This window comes from Streptomyces sp. NPDC002276, from assembly GCF_053891435.1.
The window spans coordinates 309,769-329,998 of record NZ_JBSFCQ010000003.1; the positions used below are offsets into that span (position 1 = coordinate 309,769).

Here is a 20,230-nt window from a genome sequence, read left to right on the forward strand (position 1 = left end):
ACACGGTTACGCTTCAACCAGGGCGTCCGCTTCGGTCCTTCGGTGCCGTCCGCCCGGCCGCTGCCGTGGCGTCCGCCCCGCTCCATCCGTGCCGTCCGCTTCGCCCAGCCGCCCGCGCCCCTTCCGCTTCCCGACACCACTGCGTCATACCGGATGGGAACGTTTCGCCTCGTGTCCCTGCTTCCGCTCGAAGAGATCCCCGGGCCGCTCCCCGCCTCCACCACCGGCCCCACGCCCGCCCCCGTCCCCTTCCGACTCCCCTCCGCCGCGCGCCTCGCCACCAAGGTCCTGACCCTGCTGCCCCTGCTGCTGATCGTGGTGTGGGCGGCGGTCGACTGGCGTGCCATGTACGAGGGCACCGCCCGGCTCGCCTCCGCCGACCCCTGGTGGCTGCTGGCCGCGTTCTTCTTCACCTGCCTCGGCTGGGGCACCGCCGCCCTGGTCCGCCAGGGTGCCGTGCCGGACCGGCTGCCGACCGGTCTGCTGATCGCCTCCCAGTTCGCGGCCGGCGCGGCGAACCACGCCCTGCCGGCCAGCATCGGCGCCCACGCCGTCACCCTGCGCTTCCTCCAGGGCCAGGGCATCCCCCTCCCCCGCGCCACCGCCTCGCTCGCCCTCTACTCACTCGTCAGGCCGATCGCCAAGACGCTCGTGCTGCTGGTCTTCCTGATCTCCTTCCCCGAGATGCTGCGCTTCGGCCAACTCGCCCCCAGAGGCTGGTCGTTGCTCCTCGCCGTCGGCGGTCTGGCGACCGTTCTCACCACGGTCACCGTCCTGCTGTGCGCCGTACGACGGCTGCGCAGCCCCGTCCTCCGCTGCGTCCGCACCGCCCTGACCGACGTACGGCAGCTGCACACCATGCCCAGCCGGATCCTCGCCCTGTGGGGCGGGGCCGCCGCCGCCCCCGTGCTCCAGGCGACGGTGATCTTCGCCGTCGGAGCCTCGCTCGGCATGCCGCTGTCCTGGGCGCAGGTGGTCCTCGCGTTCCTCGCCGCCAGCACCGCGGTCGGCGCCGTGCCCGCACCCGGCGGAATCGGTCCCGTGGACGCGGCGACGGTGTTCACGATGGTGGCGTTCGGCGCCCCCATGGATCTGGCCACGGCGAGCGTCATCGGCTACCGCGTCCTGACGGTGTGGGTGCCGTTGCTGCCAGGGGCGTTGATGCTGTCGGCGCTGGTCCACCGGAAGGTGCTGTGACCGAAATCCACTTGCACGGCCACCTGTACCACCCCTAACGTCGCTGCTCATCGACGTGTAGCTCAGTCAGGAGAGCACCGGGCTCTGGACCCGGAGGGCGCGGGGGCGGTACCCGCCACGTCGGCTTATGGATGACGACGCTGAGCAGCAGCACCTCACCGCGGGCCCCGGCTACGCCCTGGGCCAGTTGGCCAAGGCCTTCACGACCGCGCGGACCCACGAGGACGCCGACACCCGCCGTCGCGCGGAGGGCCGCACGCGGCGCTGGCGTGCCGTGCTCACGGGAATGGCGGGTGGGTGGCTGACGATCGGTTCGCGCACCCCGGTGGCCGGGTTCCCGGCCTGGGTCACTCCCGAGGTGGTGCGCGGCGGCTTCGCCACGGGCGCCCCGGGCGCGGGCGGCCCGGGCGCGGGCGGCCCGCTCCAGCCGTACGAGATCGCGCTCGCGGAGCGGTTCGGTGTGCCCGCGGACCGGCGGGCGCTGTTCGCGCACTGTCTCACCGACGGCGGACTCACCTGGCTGTGGGGGCGGTTGAACAGTGGGCGGTACGAGGTGACCGTGCCGGAGGAGGGCGCGCTGCTCACCATGGCGTGGCTGGTGCGGCACGGGGAGACGGCCGCCGCGCTGGACCTGGTCGCGGAGTTGGAGCCGTTCGCGGATCAACTCCGGTTCCTGCCGCGCCCGTCGACCGACCGGCCCGCGCCGGACGGCACCGACGCGCTGCACCGCCGTACCGTCGACGACACCGTGAACAGGCTGGTCCGGCGCCGTCCGAACGCGGCCGTGGAGACTGAGCGCGAGGCACTCGCCGTATGGCAGCCGTTCGGCGACGAGTTGCTCGCGCACTGGCTGGAGACGGTGGGCGGGGCCGACGGGCGAGTGCTCGAACTCGCCCCGGACGAAGCCTGGTTGGCGCGGGGTGGCGAGTTGCTGAGCCGCTACCAGTCGCTGGCCGAGGAGCACACCCGCTGCGGGAAGCACCGCAGCTCGAAGGGGAACCTGGGCATTCTGCGCGGCGCGCTGGAGGAGACCGTCGCCGGGCGGGAGTTGGACGCGCGTCGGCTCGGGCTGTTGCGGCACGCCGTCGCGTCGATGGTGCGGCGGCGCGGGCTGCCGGGATCTCCGGCGCACACCGAACTGCGGCGCGCGCAGCGGGTCCAGGCCGCTCTGCCCTCCCATCACGCCCTGGCACAGGTGGTGTTGGGCCGACTCGCCGTGCTGCCCCAGGAGTCGGGCATCGCCGATGTCGCGCCTGTGCTGGCCCCGGTGTCCGGACCGGAGGAGCGGGAGACCGGCGTCCCCGCGGGCGCCCGACTCCCGCCTGTAATAAGCCGAGTGGTCGAAGGCGCGCTGAGCGCACCGGTCGACGTCCTGGTGGAACGGGGAGTCGTCCCCTCGGCCGAGGTACTGGCCGAGCTGGTACCGCAGTTGGTCGCCGTCACCAGCGCGCGGGCCTACGACGACGACGCGCTGCGGGCGCTGATGGCCGCGGACTACCGCGCGTTCCGCAACCGCCGTTCGCTGCTCCTGCTCAACCTGGAGCGGCAGGTCCGGATCGAGGAACTGCCCTGGGTACGGGCGGTGGCCCCGCAGCGGGGCGACGGCTCGGCCGAAGCGGCCCTGGTGCTACGGCAGTTGAGCGAGCTGGCGGTACGGGGATTCCCGGGGACGATCCTGCCCAACCCGCTCGTACGCGAACTCGGCGTACTCGTCCGCCAGTCGGAGCTGGGCGCCCCGCTGGTGGAGGAGCTGGCCGCCGACATCTTCATGAACACCTTCGGGCCGAAGTTCCTCGTGGCGGCCCGGATCGCGGGCGAGTTGCTCGGCGGTTCGCTGTACGAGCGGTACTACGGCATCGACTACGAGGCGATCCGTCGGCTGGCGATCGCCGAAGCGAGCGAGGCGGCGCGCCGCACGCTCAAGCCCCGGACCTCTCCGGGGTTCGCGCGGCTGTGCGCGGAGCGGGCCAAGGTGGCGTCCTCGGCACCGGCCGGGACGAAGTCCGGTGGCTCGCAGGGGTCCTGGGTGGCGGGCAACGGCAAGGTGATCGAGCAGTCACAGATCCTGACCACGCACAACCTGGCCACGCTGGTCCACCGGGTGGGCATCGCCCCCGACCCGGGCTGGGCCGAGCTGGCGCGGCGCTGTTTCGTGACCGTCTGCCGGCTGACGGGCCGGGTGCACGGCAACCCGCGGCCGTACGCCACGATCAAGGACGCGGCCTACGCCTGGCGGCAGTTGGTGTTCCATCTGTCGCTCTGCCCGCCCGCCGAGCAGCGGCGCGTGCTCGGCGGCCTGGACGAGGAGACGGGCCGTCACCCGCTCCATGTCGCCGCCCGCCTCGCGCCCGCCCTGGCGGGGCTGCGGCTGGTCGCGGACGGCGGCGGCTTCGGCCCGGACGGTACGGCGGACGGCGGCCGGGCCCGCCGACTGCTCGGCTGGACCACGGACGGCCACTGGCTGGCGAGTGATCCAACTGCCGTTGCCCCGCAGGAGGGTTGAGAGTTCTCGGACCCGGTCCTAGCCCACGGCCGCCGTGCGCACCGCCGCCTCCGTCAGGGTGGTCGCGGTGCGTACGGCGCTGGCGACGGCCTCGTCGGGGGTCAGCCCCAACTGGTCGGTGAGGGTGAACAGGGCGTCCGCGCCGACGACCACCGCGAGACCCCGCTTGAGCTGGGTGAACGCCTCCGGGTCCGACACTCCCAGGGTGCCCTCCAGGGGGGCGAGGGCGTGGTCGATGAGGCCGAAACGGATCCCGGGCCGCATGCTCTCCGGGTCGGGGCGGACGATGGTCGCGGCCATCATGGCGCGCACCCCGCCCTGGCGGGCCAGGATGCCGCGGAGCAGGAACTCGCAGGCGTAGGCGACCCGTTCGACGGGATCGCGGGAGTCGGCGACCGGCCGGAGCGCCTCGGCCGGGTCGGGCCAGACACCGGCCAGGGCCTCGCCGATCAGGGACGGAAGGTCGGGGAAGTAGCGGTAGGCGGTGGCCTCGGAGACCAGGGCGGCGCGGGCGATCTCGGGCATGGTCACATCGCTGCCCGCGCCGATCAGCACCCGGGCCGCCTCGACGATCGCCGTACGGGTGCGCTTCTTCTGATTGCTGCGGCCCGTGTCCGTCTGGGTTGTCGCCATCGGTTCGTCACATCCCCGTCTTCGCTCGTCGCTGCCGTCCGTCCCTTCCGCACTTTATCACGACCAACTCTCATCGTGAGAGTGTACTTGCACGACAAGAGTTGCCAGCCTACTGTCCTACTCACCTGAAGACGCACAACGCACGGCGAACACAAGGGAGTTCGAGATGAACGAGGTTTCCGTGGTCGGTCCGGACGACGGCGAGAGAATCCGCCTGGGCCCGGTCACGATGCGCATCCTTGAGGACGGCAGCACCACCGGCCACCGCCTGGGCATCGGCGAGATCACCCTCGCCCCGCACACCCAGGGCCCGCCGCAGCACCGCCACGGACAGCACGACGAGGGCTTCTACGTCGTCTCCGGCACCGTGCACTTCACCATCGGCGAGACCGTCCACGTCGCCCCGGCCGGCACCCTCGCGATGATCCCGCCCGGCGCCCCGCACACCTTCGCCAACCCCGGCGACGAACCCGCCGTGATGATCAACACCTTCACGCCCGACCTGTTCGTGCAGTACTTCCGTGACCTGCGGGACATGATCGCCGACGGCCGGGAGTTCAACACCGAGTCGACGATCGAGATGATGAGCCACTACGCCACGGTCCCCGCGACCGACTACGCCTGAGTCGACCGACGTGCCTCAGGAGCCGCCCGAGTTCGACGGGCCGAAGAACTCGATCTCGGCGATGGACACTTGCTTCTTTCCCGAGGTTCCGTAGGCCGATTCGATGGTGAAGCGCACCGACGTGACCTCGCCGACCCGGAAGGCCCGGCGCTGGGCTCCGGCCCCCTGGTCGAGGTTGATTTCACGGGTGGTGGTCTTTCCGTCGGCCGTGGTGATCCTGGCCTCGATCCGGTGCGGAAGCGCCGACTGGCTGAGCTGGTCGGCGCGGGTGGAGACACCGGGGGTGATCAGCACGTCCAGCAGCCGCGTCGGCTCGTCGAACTTGGCCTCCAGCCACTGTCCCTCGCCGGACTGCGACACACCCGGCCCCCACCAGGTGTTGTTCAGCTTGTCGAAGGCCAACTCCGGCTTGTGGCCCGGGAAGGAGCGGGAGGCGGTGACGCGGTCCGGGGAGACGGGGGCGCGTTTGGCGAAGTGGTCCTTCGCGGCCTGGACACCGCGCGGGATGTTGACGGCAAGCACGATCAGCAGGGTCAGGACGATCGCGGCACCGATCCAGGTCAGCACCCGGTCGAAGGTACGGCGCAGCCGGGGCCGGTCCCCCGCCCACGGGATCTCTCCGCTGCGGTACGTGAGCAGCCGCCGCCACCAGGGCAGCCGGCCGGCGACCTGCTCGTCGCCGGCCATGGGCATCGCGCACCGGGCGCAGTAGTGCCGGTCCGGCCGGTTCGCCGTCGCGCACCAGGGGCAGGGCACTCCGCCCACCGCTCCGGGTTCGACACCGGGTGCCCGCACGGACTGCGGACGCGCGGCCACCGGGCGGCCGGGCAGCACCGGCGCCACGGAGGGCGCCTGCCGGGGCTCGGGGTCGTCGACCGGAACGAGCAGCCGCCGGGCCCGCTCGGCCTCCGACTCCGGCGGGGCGGCGGGCACCGGCTGAGTTGGAACGGTCCCGTCGTGGGGAAGGTGGGGCGCGAGGGTCGGGGAGGGGTGGGGGTACGGGGTCTGGGCCGGGCCCGAGGTCTGGGCCGGGGCGACCGCCGGGTCCGCGTCCAGACGGGTCGCGGGGTGCGAGGCGTCGCCGTTCGCCGGTTCCTCCACGCTGCCCGCGCCGAGGGAGTCGTACGAGTCGGCGGCCATCGCGTCCAGCCGCAGGGACAAGGCATCGAGTCGGGCCGCCGGGTCGTCGTCGGCCGAACTCCGTTGCCCCGGAACCCTGTTGCCTGCACCGCGCTCGGCCGCCGCACCGGCGCGGGCGCCCGCGCGGTCCGTCCAGCTCAGGACGGCGCCACAGGAGTCGCAGAACGACTGGCCCGGTTCCGCGCGGGTTCCGCATTCGGCGCAGCTCTGGGTGGTCGTCATCTCTCGGGGTTCCTTTCGGCGGGCACGGTGGTGGTGACCTGGACCGTGTACGGCATATGGGCGGGGCGGGCCGCCGCCACGAGGGCGTCGAGGCGGTGGACGTCCAGGGTGGTGGGCGCGGGCAGGCGCAGGTGTACGTGCAGCCGGGGGCTGCGTTCGCCGGGTACCGGGCCGAGCGGCCGGGCACTCCAGTCGGCGGCGCCGCTCTCGGTGATCTCGGGTTCGACCCCGAAGGCGAGCCGGACGGCCTCGGCCAGGCCGCGCCGGGTGCCGCGGATGCGGTGCAGATACGTGGCGGCGGCCACGGCGGCCCGCAGCCGCGCCTCCGGTTCGCTGCCGTCGGTCTCCGCTCCGACCCAACTCCCCAGCCACTGAACGAAGTCGAGCGGCGCGAGCGACGGCCGGAAGTACGTGTCCAGGCAGTCCAGCACACTCAGAATCGGTGCTACGACCTCGTCGAGACCGGCGACGAAACGCTGGGCGAGGTCGTCGTCGGCGAACACGGCGGGCAGCATCGCACCGATCGGCGCGGACGAGCCGAGTCCGTCCACTGATCCTCTCAACGCGCGCCTCCTGAGCAGGAGTTGACGATGTTCACGCGCCGTCTCCGATCACGCGGACGCGGTGGTCGAAGGAGAACACCAGGGACGGCCGTTCCAGGTCGATGCGGTCGGTGGGGTCGCCGCGCTTGCCGGTGAGCGGGTCGGCGGGGTGCAGGACGACCTCGTCGACCAGCTCGACGCCGGGCACCCGCTGGAGCACCGCGAAGACCTCGCCGGACTGCACCGGACGCCCGAACGGCCAGCCCCTTCCGTCCGATCCGCCGGTGAGCGGGTCGAGGTGACGGTAAAGCGCGTCGTGGGTCTGGCGGCGCACCCGGTCGGTGTCGACGCCCCGGAAGGCGTGCACCGTGGCGACCACGGTGACGCCCTGGTAGAAGGGCGGGCCGACCGCCAACCGGGTCCCGATCAGCCGCCGTTCGTCGAGATGCCGAGTGATGCGCTCCAACAGGGCGTCGCCGGGGACTAGTTGCTCGAAGCGGAGCCGTCCGCCGGGGTCGGGCACGGCCTGCGGCACGACCAACACCCGTACGGCATAGGCCCCGTGCTCGCCCTCGTCGCCCTCCAGGCAGGTGATGCGGGCGGTCTCGGGGGCGGCCCGGCGGGACAGTTCCTCATAGTCGCGGAGGGTGACCGCCCGCTCCTGGGCGCGCAGGGTGATCGGGGCGCGGGTCTTGGCCTCCTGGACGGTCTCGCCGTCCACTCCCCCGCGCGCCGCCTCGCGGTTGATCACCTCGGAGACGTACGGGATGGAGCTGCGCAGGATCTGCACGGCGCCGCGCGCCACGTTGCCGGACCGGCCGCCGCCGGTGCGGTAACGGCGGGCGCGGATCACCGAGCCCTTGGGGGCGACCATGCCGTACTGGCGCAGGGTGCCGTCGGGTTCGCGGACGGCGGGGCCGAAGGCGAGTTCGCCGGTGGCCGCGTCGAGGGTGATGTGGCGGTCCTGCGGGCCGGAGGCGGCGAAGTGCGGGACGACCTGCCAGTCCGTCCAGCCCTCGTGCTCGGCGGTCTGGAGGAGGAGCGGCGGATTGTCGCCGACGACCGGTGTGTGGGCGAGCCGCAGCCGTTGCCCGGGCAGGCCGGTGGACTCGCCGAGCGCCTCGTCGTAGACCGTGTCGGCGTGGACGACGGTGGTGGTGCCGCCGATGGTGAAGGCCTCGGCGGAGCGGACGGTCGGCGAGGTGGTGTAGAAGGGCTGGTCGGGGTGGGGTTCGGTGACGCGGCAGCGCAACCACCCTGCTTCCTGGCCGCCGTTGCGGGACAGGGTGTGGCCGCCAGGGACGTGCAGGACGACCGCGCCGGGGCGGTTGAGCCCGCCGGTCCCGTCACGGTCCACCTCGCAGGCCTGCCAGCCGTCGGCGGTCCAGGCCTCCCACACGAGGGGCGGTTGACGGGGATCGACGCCAACTCCGTCGACGCGGCTGTCGAGTTCGAGGGCGAGGGCGCAGTGCGGGACGGCGGCGGTCAGTCCGAACAGCATGGAGTCGCCGGGGTCGGGCGACTCGGCGAAGCACATCACGTGGTTGCCCTCGGCCAGGTCGTGCGTCCGGTCGACGACCTGCTTGCCCCGGTGCTGTACGACGAGATGGCGCAACGTCGTTGGTACGACGGCGAGTTCGCGCTCGGTGGCGAAGACGACCGCCTCCTCGCCCTCGGTGCGCATCGTCGCCACCTCGGTGCCCAGCGGCACCTGTACCGGTTCCTCCTGGGGCGCCGACAGCCAGAACGTGACGTCGGTGCGGGCCGCGGACGGCGGGAAGAGCGTGATGCCGACCAGGTCCAGGAACGCCAAGTGGTTCTTGTCCGGTACCCGGTTGAGGCGGTAGACGATCTGGTCGGCCATGTGCGCGACCGTCTCGACGAGGGTGACGCCGGGGTCGGACACGTTGTGGTCGGTCCACTCCGGGGCGCGCTGCTGGATGTAGCGCTTGGCGTCGTCGACGAACTGCTGGAAGCGGCGGTCGTCCAGGTTCGGGGAGGGCAGAGCCATCGGTCAGTAGTCGCTTTCAGCAGCCGTGCCGGGCGTACCGGGGGTGTCGTCCGGCTCGTCGTGGGACGGGATGACGTAGAAGGGGAAGACGAGGCTGCGCGGGTTGTTGGTGCCCCGGATCGAGTAGCGGACGTCGATGTAGAGCACGCTCTGCTCGGTGCCCGCGGTGACCTCGACGTCCTCGACCTCGATGCGCGGCTCCCAGCGGTCGAGGCTGACGTGCACCTCGTGCTGGATACGGCCCGCGGTCTGCTCGTTGACCGGCGCGAACACCAGGTCGTGGATCGCGCAGCCGAAGTCGGGCCGCATCGGGCGCTCGCCCGGCGCGGTGGACAGCACGAGCCGGATCGCCTCCTCGACCTCGCGCTCCCCGCTGACCAGCGCGATACCGCCGGTCGGCCCGATGCGCAGCGGGAAGGACCATCCGGACCCGACGAACTGTTCGGCCATCACGCAACACCCGCTCTGTCTCTGTCCGTTGGGCCGCTCATGCCGGAAGCACCACCGGTACCAGGCCGTTGAGAGTGACCACGCCCATGATCGGCACGGTGACGGCCCGAATGCCCACGTTGGCAATGGAGTTGATCTGCACGCTCGCGCCGGCGGTGAGCATCGCGTTGCCGATCGCCTTCATGTTGAGGGCGCCCATCGCGTCCAACGTGACTGCTCCCGTGGTCGACTTGACGTTGACCAGCCCGCGTCCCTCGATGCTCAGCGGCCCACCGCTCTTGATGGTGAGACTGCGCCGGGCACTGAGGGTGAGGTCGGTACCGGCCTCGACCGACACCGACCGGCTGCCCTTGATGGTGACCGTGCCCTTGCTGTCGACCACGATCTCGGTGTTCGTACGGTCCAGGTTGATGGTCAACTTCTCGTCCCCGGAGGCCAGTCGGACGCCCTGCTTGCGGCCACCGGTCTTCTGGCTCAGCAGGTCCAGCCGGTTGCCGTCCCGGTCGGAGACGGTGTGCCGGCTCGCCTTCTTGCGTACGGCGTCGTGCAACGGCACATCGCTCACGACGGTCGGCTTGTCCTTGCCGTTGTAGAGCCCGCCGATCACGAAGGGATGGTCCAGCGCCCCCCGGTCGAAGGCGACCAGCACCTCGTCGTTGACGTCCATCGGGAACACCCCGCCGCCATCGAGCCCGCCCAGCTGCACGGTCCGCGTCCAGTCACTGACGTACGTGTCGTCGAGCCACGGGAACTGAAGCTTGACCCGCCCCTGTTTGAGCGGGTCATTGACGTCCGTGACAAGGGCGTTGGCGACACCGGGCAGTCGGGGCGCGGTCTCCGAGCCGCCCGAGGCGAGCCCGTACAGCGAGCGCCACTGCCGTCCGCTGACCGTCACCCAGGTCTCGTAGTGCTTGCCGTCGCCGAAGACATGTCGTACGGAGGTGACGGTGTACTTGCCCTCGAAGGGCGTGCCCACGTCGGCCAGCGCGACCGGAACTCCCGGGCGCAGCTTGGGATTTCCGCGCGCGACGACTTCCAGCTCGGCGAAGGAGGAGGTGACGTCGTCGGCGAGGGCGTCGGCGGCGAACTTCACCTCGTTCTGCTTGTCGTAGGGCGTGCCCGTCTCGACCAGCTTGGCCGTCTTGAACTTGCCGGCCGCCGCGCCCGGGGTGGTGCCGATGCCGATGGCCGGGTTGGAGGTGCCGGGCGCGGTCGCGGTGAGCTTCTTCTTGGTGGTGACGTCCCACCCGCGCGCCTCTACGCTGCCGACCTGGTCGGCGGCGGTCACGGCGGCCCGCAGCCGCAGGATGTCGTGCCCGGCCTGGAGCACGAACGGGCTCTTATCGCCGTCGGTTTCGGGGGACGGCGCACCGGACGACGGCTTGGGCTCCACGAACTGGAACTTGCCGTCGGCGTCGACCGACATGACCATCTCGTTCTCGTCGGCGAGCCGGGCCAGGAAGTCCCAATCGGTCACGTTGGACTGGGAGATGAACTCGTAGACCGTGCGCGTGGAGGTGATCCGCCCGATCGGAACCCCGTCCTGGGCGGCGAGTTTGCGGGCGATGTCGGAGGCGCTCTGGTTGCGGTAGGCGGCGACGCGGCGCTGCCGCAGCAGCCGGTGGCCGAAGTCGTAGCCGCGCACGACGGTGAAGGTGCCGGTGCCGTCGTAGTCGGCCTCAAGTCCGGTGACCTCACCGGTGAGCAGCGGATCGGAGGCGCCCTGTCCGTCGGCGACCGGCGCGATGACGACCTTCGTTCCGAAGGTGACGCCGAGCTTCCCGAGGATCAGCCGGTACGGATCCCGGAAGGTGAGCCGGAACGCGGCAGGCACTCCGACGCCCTGGTCGACGTAGCTGTCGACAAGGCAACGGGCGTACTCGGAAGGGAGTTTGGCCCCTCCGATGCTCACCTCGACGACGTTGGAGAACGCGGCCTTCACCATCAGGAACGCACCTCCTCGGCGGCGGGCAGCACGAGTTCGACACCGTTCGCGAGCCGTGTCGGGTCGTCGATCCCGTTGGCCTCGGCGATGGCCCGCCAGGCGGCGGAGTCGCCGTACTCCCGCCAGGCCAGCGACTGCAACGAGTCTCCGGCTACGACCCGGTGCACGCGGCGGGCGGTGAGCGCGCCCGAAGTCGGGTTCTGGCCCTTGGTGTTGCTCGGGATCTCGTGCAGTTGGAGCCGGCAGGTGGCGCGGATGGGCACGCCGGTCGTCCCGAAGAGCGAGTAGGCGGCCTCGACGGAGGAGACGTAGGCGGTGAAGCGGGCGGTGGAGAAGGACCCCCACTGGAACACCACCCACGGCGGTGAAGGCTGTTTGGCGGCAATGGACTTGGTGGTCACATCGCAGCAGGCGAGCAGCGACTCGACCTTCTTCAGCACGGAGTTGCTCGACGGTTCGTCGGAGGAGTCGAGGAAGATCTCGACGCTCATCTCGCGCGGCTCCGAACCCATGAACTCCGGTAGTGAGCCGTCCCGTTCGATCTGTGCCGGAGTCGTCTTCCACTGGGCGCGGCGGGTCAGCGACAGCTGCGCCGGGTTGAAGTCGAAGGCGAAGGTCTTGATGAGCCCGCCCGGGGTGGTACTCCCGCCGACAGGCGGCTCGTGAATGGCAAGACTCGCCCGGACGAGGCTCTTGCCCGCGCCTTTGCTGGTGGCCATGGTGTGTCTCCCGCCCCGCCGCCTAGTCCGTGAACCCGTGGTGGGCGATCTCCAGCACCTCGGTGGCGACGGCGGGCCCGGCCGGGTCGAGGGACGGCCCCTGCCAGCTCACCGGCAGCACGTCGATCAGCCCCCAGTGCGCGACCTCCGAGCCGTCCGCGCGCAGCGCCGCGATCTGCCCGGTGGGGCGCCTGATCCCGGTCTGCACGGAGGAGATCCACTTGGCGACCTTGGAGGTGTCCGGGGTGAGCGGGCGGGTCAGCCGGATGGTGGAGAAGGTGACGCGAGTGGGCAGTTGCCATACGAAGCCGTTGTTGCCGCCCTCCTGCCGGTGCTCGATCTCCACCTGCGACGACAGCCCTTCGCACCCGTTGAAGTAGCCGAGGCTCTCGCCGTCGATGCTGAGGGTGAACCAGATGGTGGAGCCCGGGTCGAGGCGGGACATCGGGGGTGGGCCTTTCTGTCGTTGCGGTGCGGGGCTGTGTCTTGCCGTGGCGGTCAGTGGCGGGGGTCGCGGAGCTTGCCGATGCGTTCGCGGTCCAGACGGAGTTCCGTGCGGATCAGGCGGGTGATGCGGCCGATGATCCGGTGCACGAGTTCGTCGAGCTGAAAGTCGGTGAGCTCCCGGGGGTCGAACTGACCGGCGGGGATGGCTTCGTAGGTGGGGGGTGGGGGTGAGGGTGGGGGTGTCGGTGGGGCTGACGCGGCTGTGGACGGGGGCGGGGAGTAAGGGGGAGGCGGGGGCGAAGAGGGGGGTGAGGCGGTGGTGCGGGCGGGCGCGGCGACGGCGGCCGGTGCGGTGGGGGTCTTCTCGAAGGTGGGGCGGACTCGGTTGAGGCTGGAGGAGACCCTTGCGCCGAGTGCGCTGGTGGCGGAGGAGAAGCTGCGCTGGACCGGGAGGGCGTGGGTCGGGGCGGTGGGGGTCGGGATGGCGGGGGTGGGCGTGGGGAGGGAGAGGGGGAGGGGGGTGTGGGGAGTGTGGGGGGCGGGGGTGGCTGCGTGTAGGGGTACTACGGGTGTGGCGGGGGTGCGGGGCCTTGTGGGGGTGGCGGAGAGTCCGGGGGGTGTGGAGAGTCCGGGGGTCCTGGGTACTACGGGGGTGACCGGGGTTCCGGGGGTGTTGGGGGGTACGGGAATTCCAGGTACTGCGGGTAGTGCGGGTGCGGGTGCGGGTGCGACGGGTGGTGCGGTACGTCCGAGGGGTGTGACGTGCCTGAGGGGTGCGGCGGGCCTGTCGGGGGTTGTACGGCGGTGACGTTGTACGGGTACGGGAGTGAGGGGCGACGGGGCTGCGAGGCGCTGTGCGGAGGGTGGGGTGCGGGGCGAACCGGCGGGGAGTGCCGGTGTGGTGGGTGAGTGGGTCGCGGGTGCCTGGGGGGTGGGGTGGGGTGCGGGGAGCGGAGGTACGGGGAGAGAGGGCGCGTGGGAAAGCGTGAGGTCGGGTGTGGCCGGGCCGGGCTGAGTCGGCTGGGTGGCGTGGCGCTGGATCGTGGTTGAGCGCGGGGGTATGGCCGAGGGTGCGGGCACGGCAGAGGCTGCGGGCTCGGGGCCAGCTGAGGACGCCGTCGCGGCCTCAGGCGGAGTCTCAGCTGAGGGTGGAGTTGTGGCCCGGGGCGAAGTCAGGGCCGAGAGTCGGGGTCCGACCGGGGATGGGCTCACGGTCGAGGGCGGGTTCTCTACCGAGGGCGGAGCCACGTCCAGGGGCTGAGGCGCGGCCTTGGAGGGAGACAGGGCCGGGGACGGGGTCACGTTCGGCGACGGAAGCGGAGCCAGGGGCGGGGTAGCCTCCGGGGCTGTGGTCGGCCGGAGTGGGGCGGTTGGGCGCGCGAAGGCTGTGGCCGAAGGGGCGTGCTGGGCCGGTACAGGCGTGCTTGGGGCCACGCTTCGCTGGACCGTCAGTCCCTGCCCCAGAGTGGGTGTGGCTGCCGCGTCGGCCGAGACGGCGGTGAGTCGGTCTGTGGTGGTCGGGGGCACAGCACCCTGACGCGCGGTGGCCGACAGAACCTGCGGAGCGGGCACAACAGGCGTACCGGGAAGCTCACTTGGCTGAAGCACCGGTTCTGGAACTGGTGTCGCCGGGGTGCGTGTGCCGGGCGGGTTTGCCGTGGTCGGGAACGTGGTCGTGACCGAGGGTGCTTGCGGAGGTGGTGCAGGCCTGCTCGGGGCCGCGCTGCGTTGAATCGCCTGCCCCTGTCCCTGGCCCTGGCCCTCGCCCTGTCCCTGGCTCTGGTCTCGCCCTTGGGCCGATGTCGGCCTCGGGCCCGCCTCCGTACGGCGCCCCGTGCTCGTCGGCGGTATCGGTGAGCCGGTGAGGGGCTTGGCGTCCGCGGGGGTCGTGGGGACGGGGGCGCCGAGCGGTGAGCGGCGCCGGGCGGGTGTTGCCGAACCCGACGTCGGGACCGGAGTCGTGGCCGAACTGCCTTGCGTCGCATGGGCGTTGGTTGTCCCGGCCGGACGTGGCATTGGCTGCCGTGTCTCGTTCGGGCGTGTGGTGAGCGGGGCGCCGAGGGGTACGCGGGGCGCGCGAGGGGTCGTAGGACCAGGGGTTGGAGTGTTTCCCGATTCCGCCGGGGCGTGGGAGCGGGGCTCGGCGGAGCCGCCGTCGCGCGGGGCGGAAGCGGGCAGCGCGGCGCGTTGCACGGGCGGCGAAGCCTGCAGACTGGCCGGTGCCGTCGGTGGAGTCGAGGCCGCGACCGTCGCGTCCGGTGCCGTGATCACCCGCTGCACGCTGTTCGTCCCGTGGCCATTCCCGGATGTCGGAGCCGCGCCACGCCCCACGCCAGGGTCGGCGACCGGCTCGTCGCCACCCCCCGCCGGACGCACCTGCGGAGTCACGGAGCGAGCCGAAGAACCTTGCCGCACAACCGAGTTGGCCGCCGCTCGGCGTTGCACAGCAGGCTTCGCCGCACCGGGGCCCGCAGCCACCGTCCTACTCCGATCACCCGAACCAACCGAACCGCCCAGACCACCCGAAGTCTCAAGAGTCGCCGGAGCCTCCGGAGCCGCGAGTGGGACGGACGATTCGTCGCGCGCGGCAGCCTCCCCCGCTCCCCCGTCCTGGTCGTCGTCCGAGCCGTGTCCCGAACCGTCCCCGGCCGCAGCCGAGTTCGGCCGGGCGGCGAGCCGCCGCTGCACCGCAGCCGCAGCGGCCCCGGCCCCGGCCCGCGTCAACGACCCCGGCCGACGAGGCTCCGACGGCACCGGAGTGACCCGTACACCCGAAGGCGGACGCACCGCGGCGGCCACAGGCTCCGGGCCACTCCTCCGCACCGCCTCCGGCCGCACACCGGAACCGGAGGAACCGCCCCGCGCAAGAGGCACCGCACGCCCCGCAAGGGCACTCGCACGCACACTCGCACTGGCCCGCAGCGGCACCGCCGGAACCCGCTCCGCCGGCGCCCCCGCGGCTCGACCGGCCACCGGCAACTCCCCCGCGGGCAGGCCCAGACTCGGCACCGCCCGTGCCGTAGCCGCCGCCGTGGACGAGGAACCCGCGATCGAGGCGCTGCGCTCCGCGTCCAGCACCGCGCGGAACCCCGTGCCGGTGAAGGACGGGTTCTGCCACGTGGGCAGGCGTGCGCCGAACTCGGCGTCGGCCACCCCGGTACCGCCCGCCGCCGATGCCCGCTGGATCGGCGCCAGCCCCAGCCAGGCGGCCACCGTCACAACCGGTCCCGTAGAACCCGTAGAACCCGTAGAACCTACGGAGCCAGAGTCGGTGTCAGAGCCAGAGTCCGGCCCTCCGGCCTGTCGCCCCCGCAACCGGTCCAAGAACCCCACCGCTCAGCCCTCCGCCCCGGCTCGCGTCACCAGGGACGCGATCTCGCCGGTGTAGCGGCGGCGGTCGTGGTGTTCGAGGTCCAGGATGTCCTCCAGGCTCCAGTGGAAGTGGTAGGCGACGTACGCGATCTCCTCGTGCAGCCGGTCGGTCGCGTACGTCACGATTCCCCCAGGCGGCTCCCGCCGAGCTCCACCTCGAAGGGTTCCGCGCAGTGCGGGCACTGAACTGCCGCGCGGGTGTGGCCCTCCGCGTTGATCTGGCGGTAGAAGTCCTGGAGGAAGGCCAGGTCGGAGGCGAACATGTTCTCCACGATCCCGTCGTGGACCATGGGGACCGACCCCAGCCGGGTGATCACCCGGCCGAGCAGCACCACGGACAGGTACGCCGGGTTCTCCTGCACCCGGACGTCCCGCAGCGGCACCAACTCGTCGCGCGCGGTGGCCAGTCGCATCACACCGTCCTGGTGGACCGTGCCGGACTCGTCGACGTAGCCGCGCGGCAGCTGGAAGGGGAACTCGGTCCGCAGCGTCTGCCGTACGGCCGGAGCCGGGGGCTGTACCGGGCCCGCTCCCACCCCGGCCGGAGACTCCGCACCCGGCATCGCCGCAACCGCAGCCGGCGCAGCCCCCGCCCCCGCCCCCGAACGCCGCATTATTCGATGACCAGTTCTTCGAACACGATGGTCACGGACTCGGTGAGCGCCGCGGCCTCGCCCGCCTTCACCGTGCTCGCGTCGATCTTGCTGCACCAGGCGTTGCGCAGGTGATAGCGCTTCACGGGGTTGTTCTGGAAGTCCATCATGATGATCGACGCGTTCTTGCGCGCGGTGGTCATCTGGCCGGAGATCGACTCGTTGATCCACTGCGTGAACGACGCCGACTGGGTCATGCCCCGGATCACGGTGCAGGTGCCGTTCTTCTTCACGCCCGGCAGGTTCTTGACCACGTTCTGGCCGTTGGGGGTGTTCTGCTGGTAGGTGATGACGTCCTGCTCGATGCTGAGGCCGCTGACCTCGGCGAGGTACTCGACCATCACGCCGTCGATCTGTAGGCCGAAATTGTGTGAGGTGAGGGCGTCACCCGGCTGGAGACTCATGAATTCGCTGTCCTTATGGCGTTACGGCGGCTGACTGCTTGCTGACGGGGGGCTCGCCTACTCCTCCAACTCCCCGCTGCCGCTGGAGAATTGGGCCAGTCGGAAGATCACGAACTCGGCCGGCTTGACCGGTGCGATGCCGATCTCGCAGACGACCCGGCCGACGTCGACCGACTCCGGCGGGTTGGTCTCCTCGTCGCACTTGACGTAGTAGGCCTCTTCGGGCCGCTGCCCGAACAGGGCGCCGCTGCGCCACTCGTTGACCAGGAAGGCCGAGATGTTGCGCCGGATGCGCGCCCACAGGGCGTGGTCGTTCGGCTCGAACACCACCCACTGGGTGCCGATGAGGATCGACTCCTCCAGGTAGTTGAAGTACCGGCGGATGTTGAGGTAGCGCCAGGCCGGGTCGGAGGACATCGTGCGGGCGCCCCAGACGCGGATGCCGCGGCCGGGGAAGGCGCGGATGCAGTTGACGCCGATGGGGTTCAGGAGGTCCTGCTCGCCTCGGGTGATCTGTGTTTCGAGGTCGACCGCGCCGCGTACGACCTCGTTGGCGGGCGCCTTGTGCACTCCGCGCTCGGAGTCGTTGCGGGCCCAGATGCCGGCGATGTGGCCGCTGGGCGGGATCAGCCGGGACTGTCCGCTGGACGGGTCGAAGGTCTTGATCCACGGGTAGTACAGGGCCGCGTACTTGGAGTCGTAGCCCGCGGTCTCCTGGCGCCAGACGCGGATCTGACGGGCGTTCAGGCTCGGCGGCGGGTCGATGACGGCGACGCGGTCGCCCATCAGCTCGCAGTGCGCGATCAGGCCCAACTGGACTGCCTTGACGGCCTCCAGGTCGATCGCGCCGCGCTGGTAGGCGGCCATCAGGTCGGGGACCGCGACCATGGAGATCTCGTCCACGGCCTCCAGGCCGCCGAAGCCGGTGCGGTCGGCGGAGTCGCCGAGGTAGGTGGCGGGGCCGGGATGTGACGCCGTGTCACTTCCCTTGCCGGGTACGGCGGGTGCGGCCGGGGCGGCGGCGGGCGCCCTGAGCGCGACCGTCTGGTTGTCCGGGCGGGCCAGCTGCGCGGCGGGCGCGGCCTCCGCCACGGCGATGAGCTTGGAGCGCTCCTTGACCTGGGTGACGACGTAGTTGCGGCCGCCCTTCTTGGCGGTCACGTCGAAGGTTTCCACGTCCCGGCCGGCGTCCTTGACGATCAGCCGGAACCGCTCGGCGGGTCCCTCGCCCTCGGCGTCGGCCACCTCGACGGTCAGGTCGCCGGGTGCCACGGCGGTCACGGCGAAGGTGCCCAGCTGGGTCGGCTCGCCCGCCGTCAGCGCGGCCGGCGCGGCCGAACCTCCCACGGCGGACGGGGACTTGGCCTCGGCGCCGGTGCCCTCGGAGGTGCCGCCGACACGGACGACGTAGGCGGCCGAACCGCCGTTGTTGAAGAAGCCGTAGACGGAGTGGGCGAGGAAGTACCCGTCGGTGAACTCACCGAAGGCAGCCACGTACTGCGTCCAGTTGGTCACCAGGGTCGGCTCGTTCAGCGGACCGGTCGGGGCCAGACCCACGAAGGCCGCCACCGAGGTGCCCACTCCCTCGATGGGGCGCGAGCCGCTGGCCACCTCCTCGACGTAGACGCCGGGCGACAGGTAGGACGGCATGCTCTGCTCTCCTCGGGGTACGAGATAAGACGCTCTTAAGCGTCACTCGCGTCCCCCGGCCGCCGAAACGTCCTCGGGTGCCTGTCTCGGGGCAACTTCCGTGCCCTCAGGGGCAGTCCGCGCGACAGCCGCGACCCGCCCCGCGCTGCCCTTCCGGGCCGTCACGACGGATGTCCTCGCCGCTCGGGCGGCAACCGCGTTTACGACGGCGCCCCTTTGGGCAATCCCCCTTGCCCCGGCGGCTCCTGACGTTCCCTCACCATCCGTCGTAGCGTCGGCGCATGAGTCTGTGGACCTCCCTGGAGCCCGCGTCCGCGACCGTCGATCCCGGTGGCAGTACCCGAGTGCGGCTGCGGCTGCGCAACACCGGCGACGTCGTGGACGAGTACCGCTTCGAGCCGGTCGGGGGCATCGCGCCCTGGACCACCGTGGAGCCGCAGACGCTGCGGCTCTACCCGGGTACGACGGGCACGGTCGACCTGACGTTCGCGCCGCCCCGCACCCCGGACGCGACGGCCGGCCCGAATCCCTACGCGGTACGGATCACGCCGACCGAGCACCCGGAGGCGGTCACCGTCCCCGAGGGCAATCTGACGATCACCCCGTTCACGGAGGTGCGGGCGGAGTTGGTGCCGCCGACCGTCAAGGGCCGGTTCCGGGGCCGCCCCCGGCTGGCCGTGGACAACCTCGGCAACACCAAGCTGACGGCGTCGATCAGCGGCAGCGACAACGGCGACCAGCTGTCGTACGACATCCATCCGGGCAATGTGCAGATCGAGCCCGGTCGGGCGGCGTTCGTGAAGGCGTCGCTGAAGCCCCGGAAGATCATCTGGTTCGGGCCGAAGGAGCAGCGGCCGTACACGCTGAACGTGCTGCGGTCCGGCGCCAACCCCCTTCCCGTGGAGGGGACTTACCTCCAGCGCGGGTTCTTGCCGCGCTGGTTGGCCACCTTCCTCGGGGCCGTCCTCGCGCTCTCGCTCACCTTCCTGATGCTGTGGATCGCGTACAAGCCGCAGGTGCGGACGACCGCCACTGAACAGCTCAAGGACGCGAGCGTCAGCACGCTCGCGCCCAGCCCCACCCTGAGCGTCGCTCCCCCGCCGTCGGCCGCCGCCGCGACGAGTGCGCCCCCGGCGGCCGAGACATCGACCGCCGCCGCGAATGGTGGGTCGGGCGGCGGCTCGGGAGACTCCAAGCCGTCCGCCAAGCCGAAGCCGGCGACGGCGGCGACCGCGGTGAACAAGCTGGCCGCGCGGGACTCCGGACGCCACATCTGCTACCGGGTCTACGCCGAGGGCGACGGCTGGCAGTCCCCGGAGTGCGACGGCGCCACGGCCGGCACGATCACCGACGAGAAGATCCTTTCCGTGAACATCGCGGTCACCGGCACCGGCGGTTCGGGGGCCAACGCCTTCCTCCACAACCCCGCGTCGACCGACGGAAAGGGCCAGTACCAGCCCTCGGGGTGGACGGACGTCATCGCCGACGGCAAGGACAACTACATCGGGAGCGTGAAGTCGGACGCTCCGTACATGACGGGTTTCGCGATCAACATCGGCAGCGGCAAGCTCTGTTGGTTCTCCCGCAACACCGGCTGGAACTGGGGCCCTCTGACCTGCACCGATCCGCGGCCCGCGCTCGGTTTCCCCGGCACCGTCGACAACACCCCCCAACTGGTGGCCCTCAGGATGACCGTGCCGGCAAGCTGACGGCGTGA

16 protein-coding genes and 1 tRNA gene are annotated in these 20,230 nt (G+C 71.5%); 5 read left to right on the forward strand and 12 right to left on the reverse strand.

Translation table 11 applies throughout. The annotated features are described in order from the left end of the window. Positions 1-171 precede the first annotated feature (171 nt). The 3 genes from ACWIHT_RS10430 (at position 172) to ACWIHT_RS10440 (ending at position 3,700) form a co-directional block, all read left to right on the forward strand. Positions 172-1,197, forward strand: coding sequence for a lysylphosphatidylglycerol synthase transmembrane domain-containing protein (locus ACWIHT_RS10430; RefSeq protein ID WP_456166505.1), 1,026 nt, complete (start codon positions 172-174; stop codon positions 1,195-1,197). A gap of 51 nt (positions 1,198-1,248) precedes the next feature. Next, positions 1,249-1,321 (forward strand) — tRNA-Gln (locus tag ACWIHT_RS10435). A 3-nt stretch (positions 1,322-1,324) separates the two neighbouring features. After that, complete coding sequence (locus tag ACWIHT_RS10440; RefSeq protein ID WP_456166507.1) at positions 1,325-3,700, forward strand: hypothetical protein; 2,376 nt, start codon at positions 1,325-1,327, stop codon at positions 3,698-3,700. An 18-nt stretch (positions 3,701-3,718) separates the two neighbouring features. Here ACWIHT_RS10440 and ACWIHT_RS10445 read toward each other — a convergent pair whose 3' ends face one another. After that, entirely contained in the window at positions 3,719-4,333 is a 615-nt protein-coding gene (locus tag ACWIHT_RS10445) for a TetR/AcrR family transcriptional regulator (RefSeq protein ID WP_456166509.1), read from the reverse strand. Positions 4,334-4,499: 166 nt separating this feature from the next. Between ACWIHT_RS10445 and ACWIHT_RS10450 the strand changes: the two genes are divergently transcribed. Continuing rightward, complete coding sequence (locus ACWIHT_RS10450) at positions 4,500-4,958, forward strand: cupin domain-containing protein (protein WP_456166511.1); 459 nt, start codon at positions 4,500-4,502, stop codon at positions 4,956-4,958. Positions 4,959-4,973: 15 nt separating this feature from the next. Here the strand turns inward: ACWIHT_RS10450 and ACWIHT_RS10455 are convergent, their stop codons facing one another. The 11 genes from ACWIHT_RS10455 to ACWIHT_RS10505 form a co-directional block, all read right to left on the reverse strand. After that, entirely contained in the window at positions 4,974-6,320 is a 1,347-nt protein-coding gene (locus ACWIHT_RS10455) for an NADase-type glycan-binding domain-containing protein (RefSeq protein ID WP_456166513.1), read from the reverse strand. Continuing rightward, positions 6,317-6,883, reverse strand: coding sequence for a phage tail protein (locus tag ACWIHT_RS10460; RefSeq protein ID WP_456166515.1), 567 nt, complete (start codon positions 6,881-6,883; stop codon positions 6,317-6,319). The genes ACWIHT_RS10455 and ACWIHT_RS10460 overlap by 4 nt, the downstream gene beginning before the upstream one ends. A gap of 31 nt (positions 6,884-6,914) precedes the next feature. Beyond that, positions 6,915-8,873 carry a putative baseplate assembly protein gene (locus ACWIHT_RS10465; protein WP_456166517.1) on the reverse strand — a complete coding sequence of 653 codons (1,959 nt, stop codon included), beginning with the start codon at positions 8,871-8,873 and terminating at the stop codon, positions 6,915-6,917. Between the two features lie 3 nt (positions 8,874-8,876). Beyond that, positions 8,877-9,323 carry a GPW/gp25 family protein gene (locus tag ACWIHT_RS10470; RefSeq protein ID WP_362974273.1) on the reverse strand — a complete coding sequence of 149 codons (447 nt, stop codon included), beginning with the start codon at positions 9,321-9,323 and terminating at the stop codon, positions 8,877-8,879. A gap of 37 nt (positions 9,324-9,360) precedes the next feature. Further along, a complete protein-coding gene (locus tag ACWIHT_RS10475) occupies positions 9,361-11,268 on the reverse strand; it encodes a VgrG-related protein (RefSeq protein ID WP_456166519.1) in 1,908 nt (635 codons plus the stop codon). Continuing rightward, positions 11,268-11,987, reverse strand: coding sequence for a CIS tube protein (locus ACWIHT_RS10480; protein ID WP_200716866.1), 720 nt, complete (start codon positions 11,985-11,987; stop codon positions 11,268-11,270). Before ACWIHT_RS10480 ends, ACWIHT_RS10475 begins: the two co-directional genes overlap by 1 nt. A 22-nt stretch (positions 11,988-12,009) precedes the next feature. Further along, positions 12,010-12,432: a phage tail protein gene (locus tag ACWIHT_RS10485; RefSeq protein ID WP_019071368.1), complete on the reverse strand. Its 423-nt coding sequence runs from the start codon at positions 12,430-12,432 to the stop codon at positions 12,010-12,012. Positions 12,433-15,770: 3,338 nt separating this feature from the next. Continuing rightward, on the reverse strand, positions 15,771-15,929 hold the full coding sequence (locus ACWIHT_RS10490; protein ID WP_200716683.1) for a DUF6760 family protein: 159 nt from the start codon (positions 15,927-15,929) through the stop codon (positions 15,771-15,773). Then, a complete protein-coding gene (locus tag ACWIHT_RS10495) occupies positions 15,926-16,420 on the reverse strand; it encodes a hypothetical protein (protein ID WP_456166522.1) in 495 nt (164 codons plus the stop codon). The genes ACWIHT_RS10490 and ACWIHT_RS10495 overlap by 4 nt, the downstream gene beginning before the upstream one ends. After that, positions 16,420-16,863 (reverse strand): phage tail protein, encoded by a 444-nt coding sequence (locus ACWIHT_RS10500; protein WP_019063375.1) that lies wholly within the window; start codon positions 16,861-16,863, stop codon positions 16,420-16,422. Before ACWIHT_RS10500 ends, ACWIHT_RS10495 begins: the two co-directional genes overlap by 1 nt. Positions 16,864-16,920: 57 nt before the next feature. Continuing rightward, complete coding sequence (locus ACWIHT_RS10505) at positions 16,921-18,513, reverse strand: phage tail sheath family protein (RefSeq protein ID WP_456166524.1); 1,593 nt, start codon at positions 18,511-18,513, stop codon at positions 16,921-16,923. Between the two features lie 281 nt (positions 18,514-18,794). Between ACWIHT_RS10505 and ACWIHT_RS10510 the strand changes: the two genes are divergently transcribed. Beyond that, positions 18,795-20,222 carry a COG1470 family protein gene (locus ACWIHT_RS10510; RefSeq protein WP_456166526.1) on the forward strand — a complete coding sequence of 476 codons (1,428 nt, stop codon included), beginning with the start codon at positions 18,795-18,797 and terminating at the stop codon, positions 20,220-20,222. The last annotated feature ends 8 nt before the right edge of the window (positions 20,223-20,230 follow it).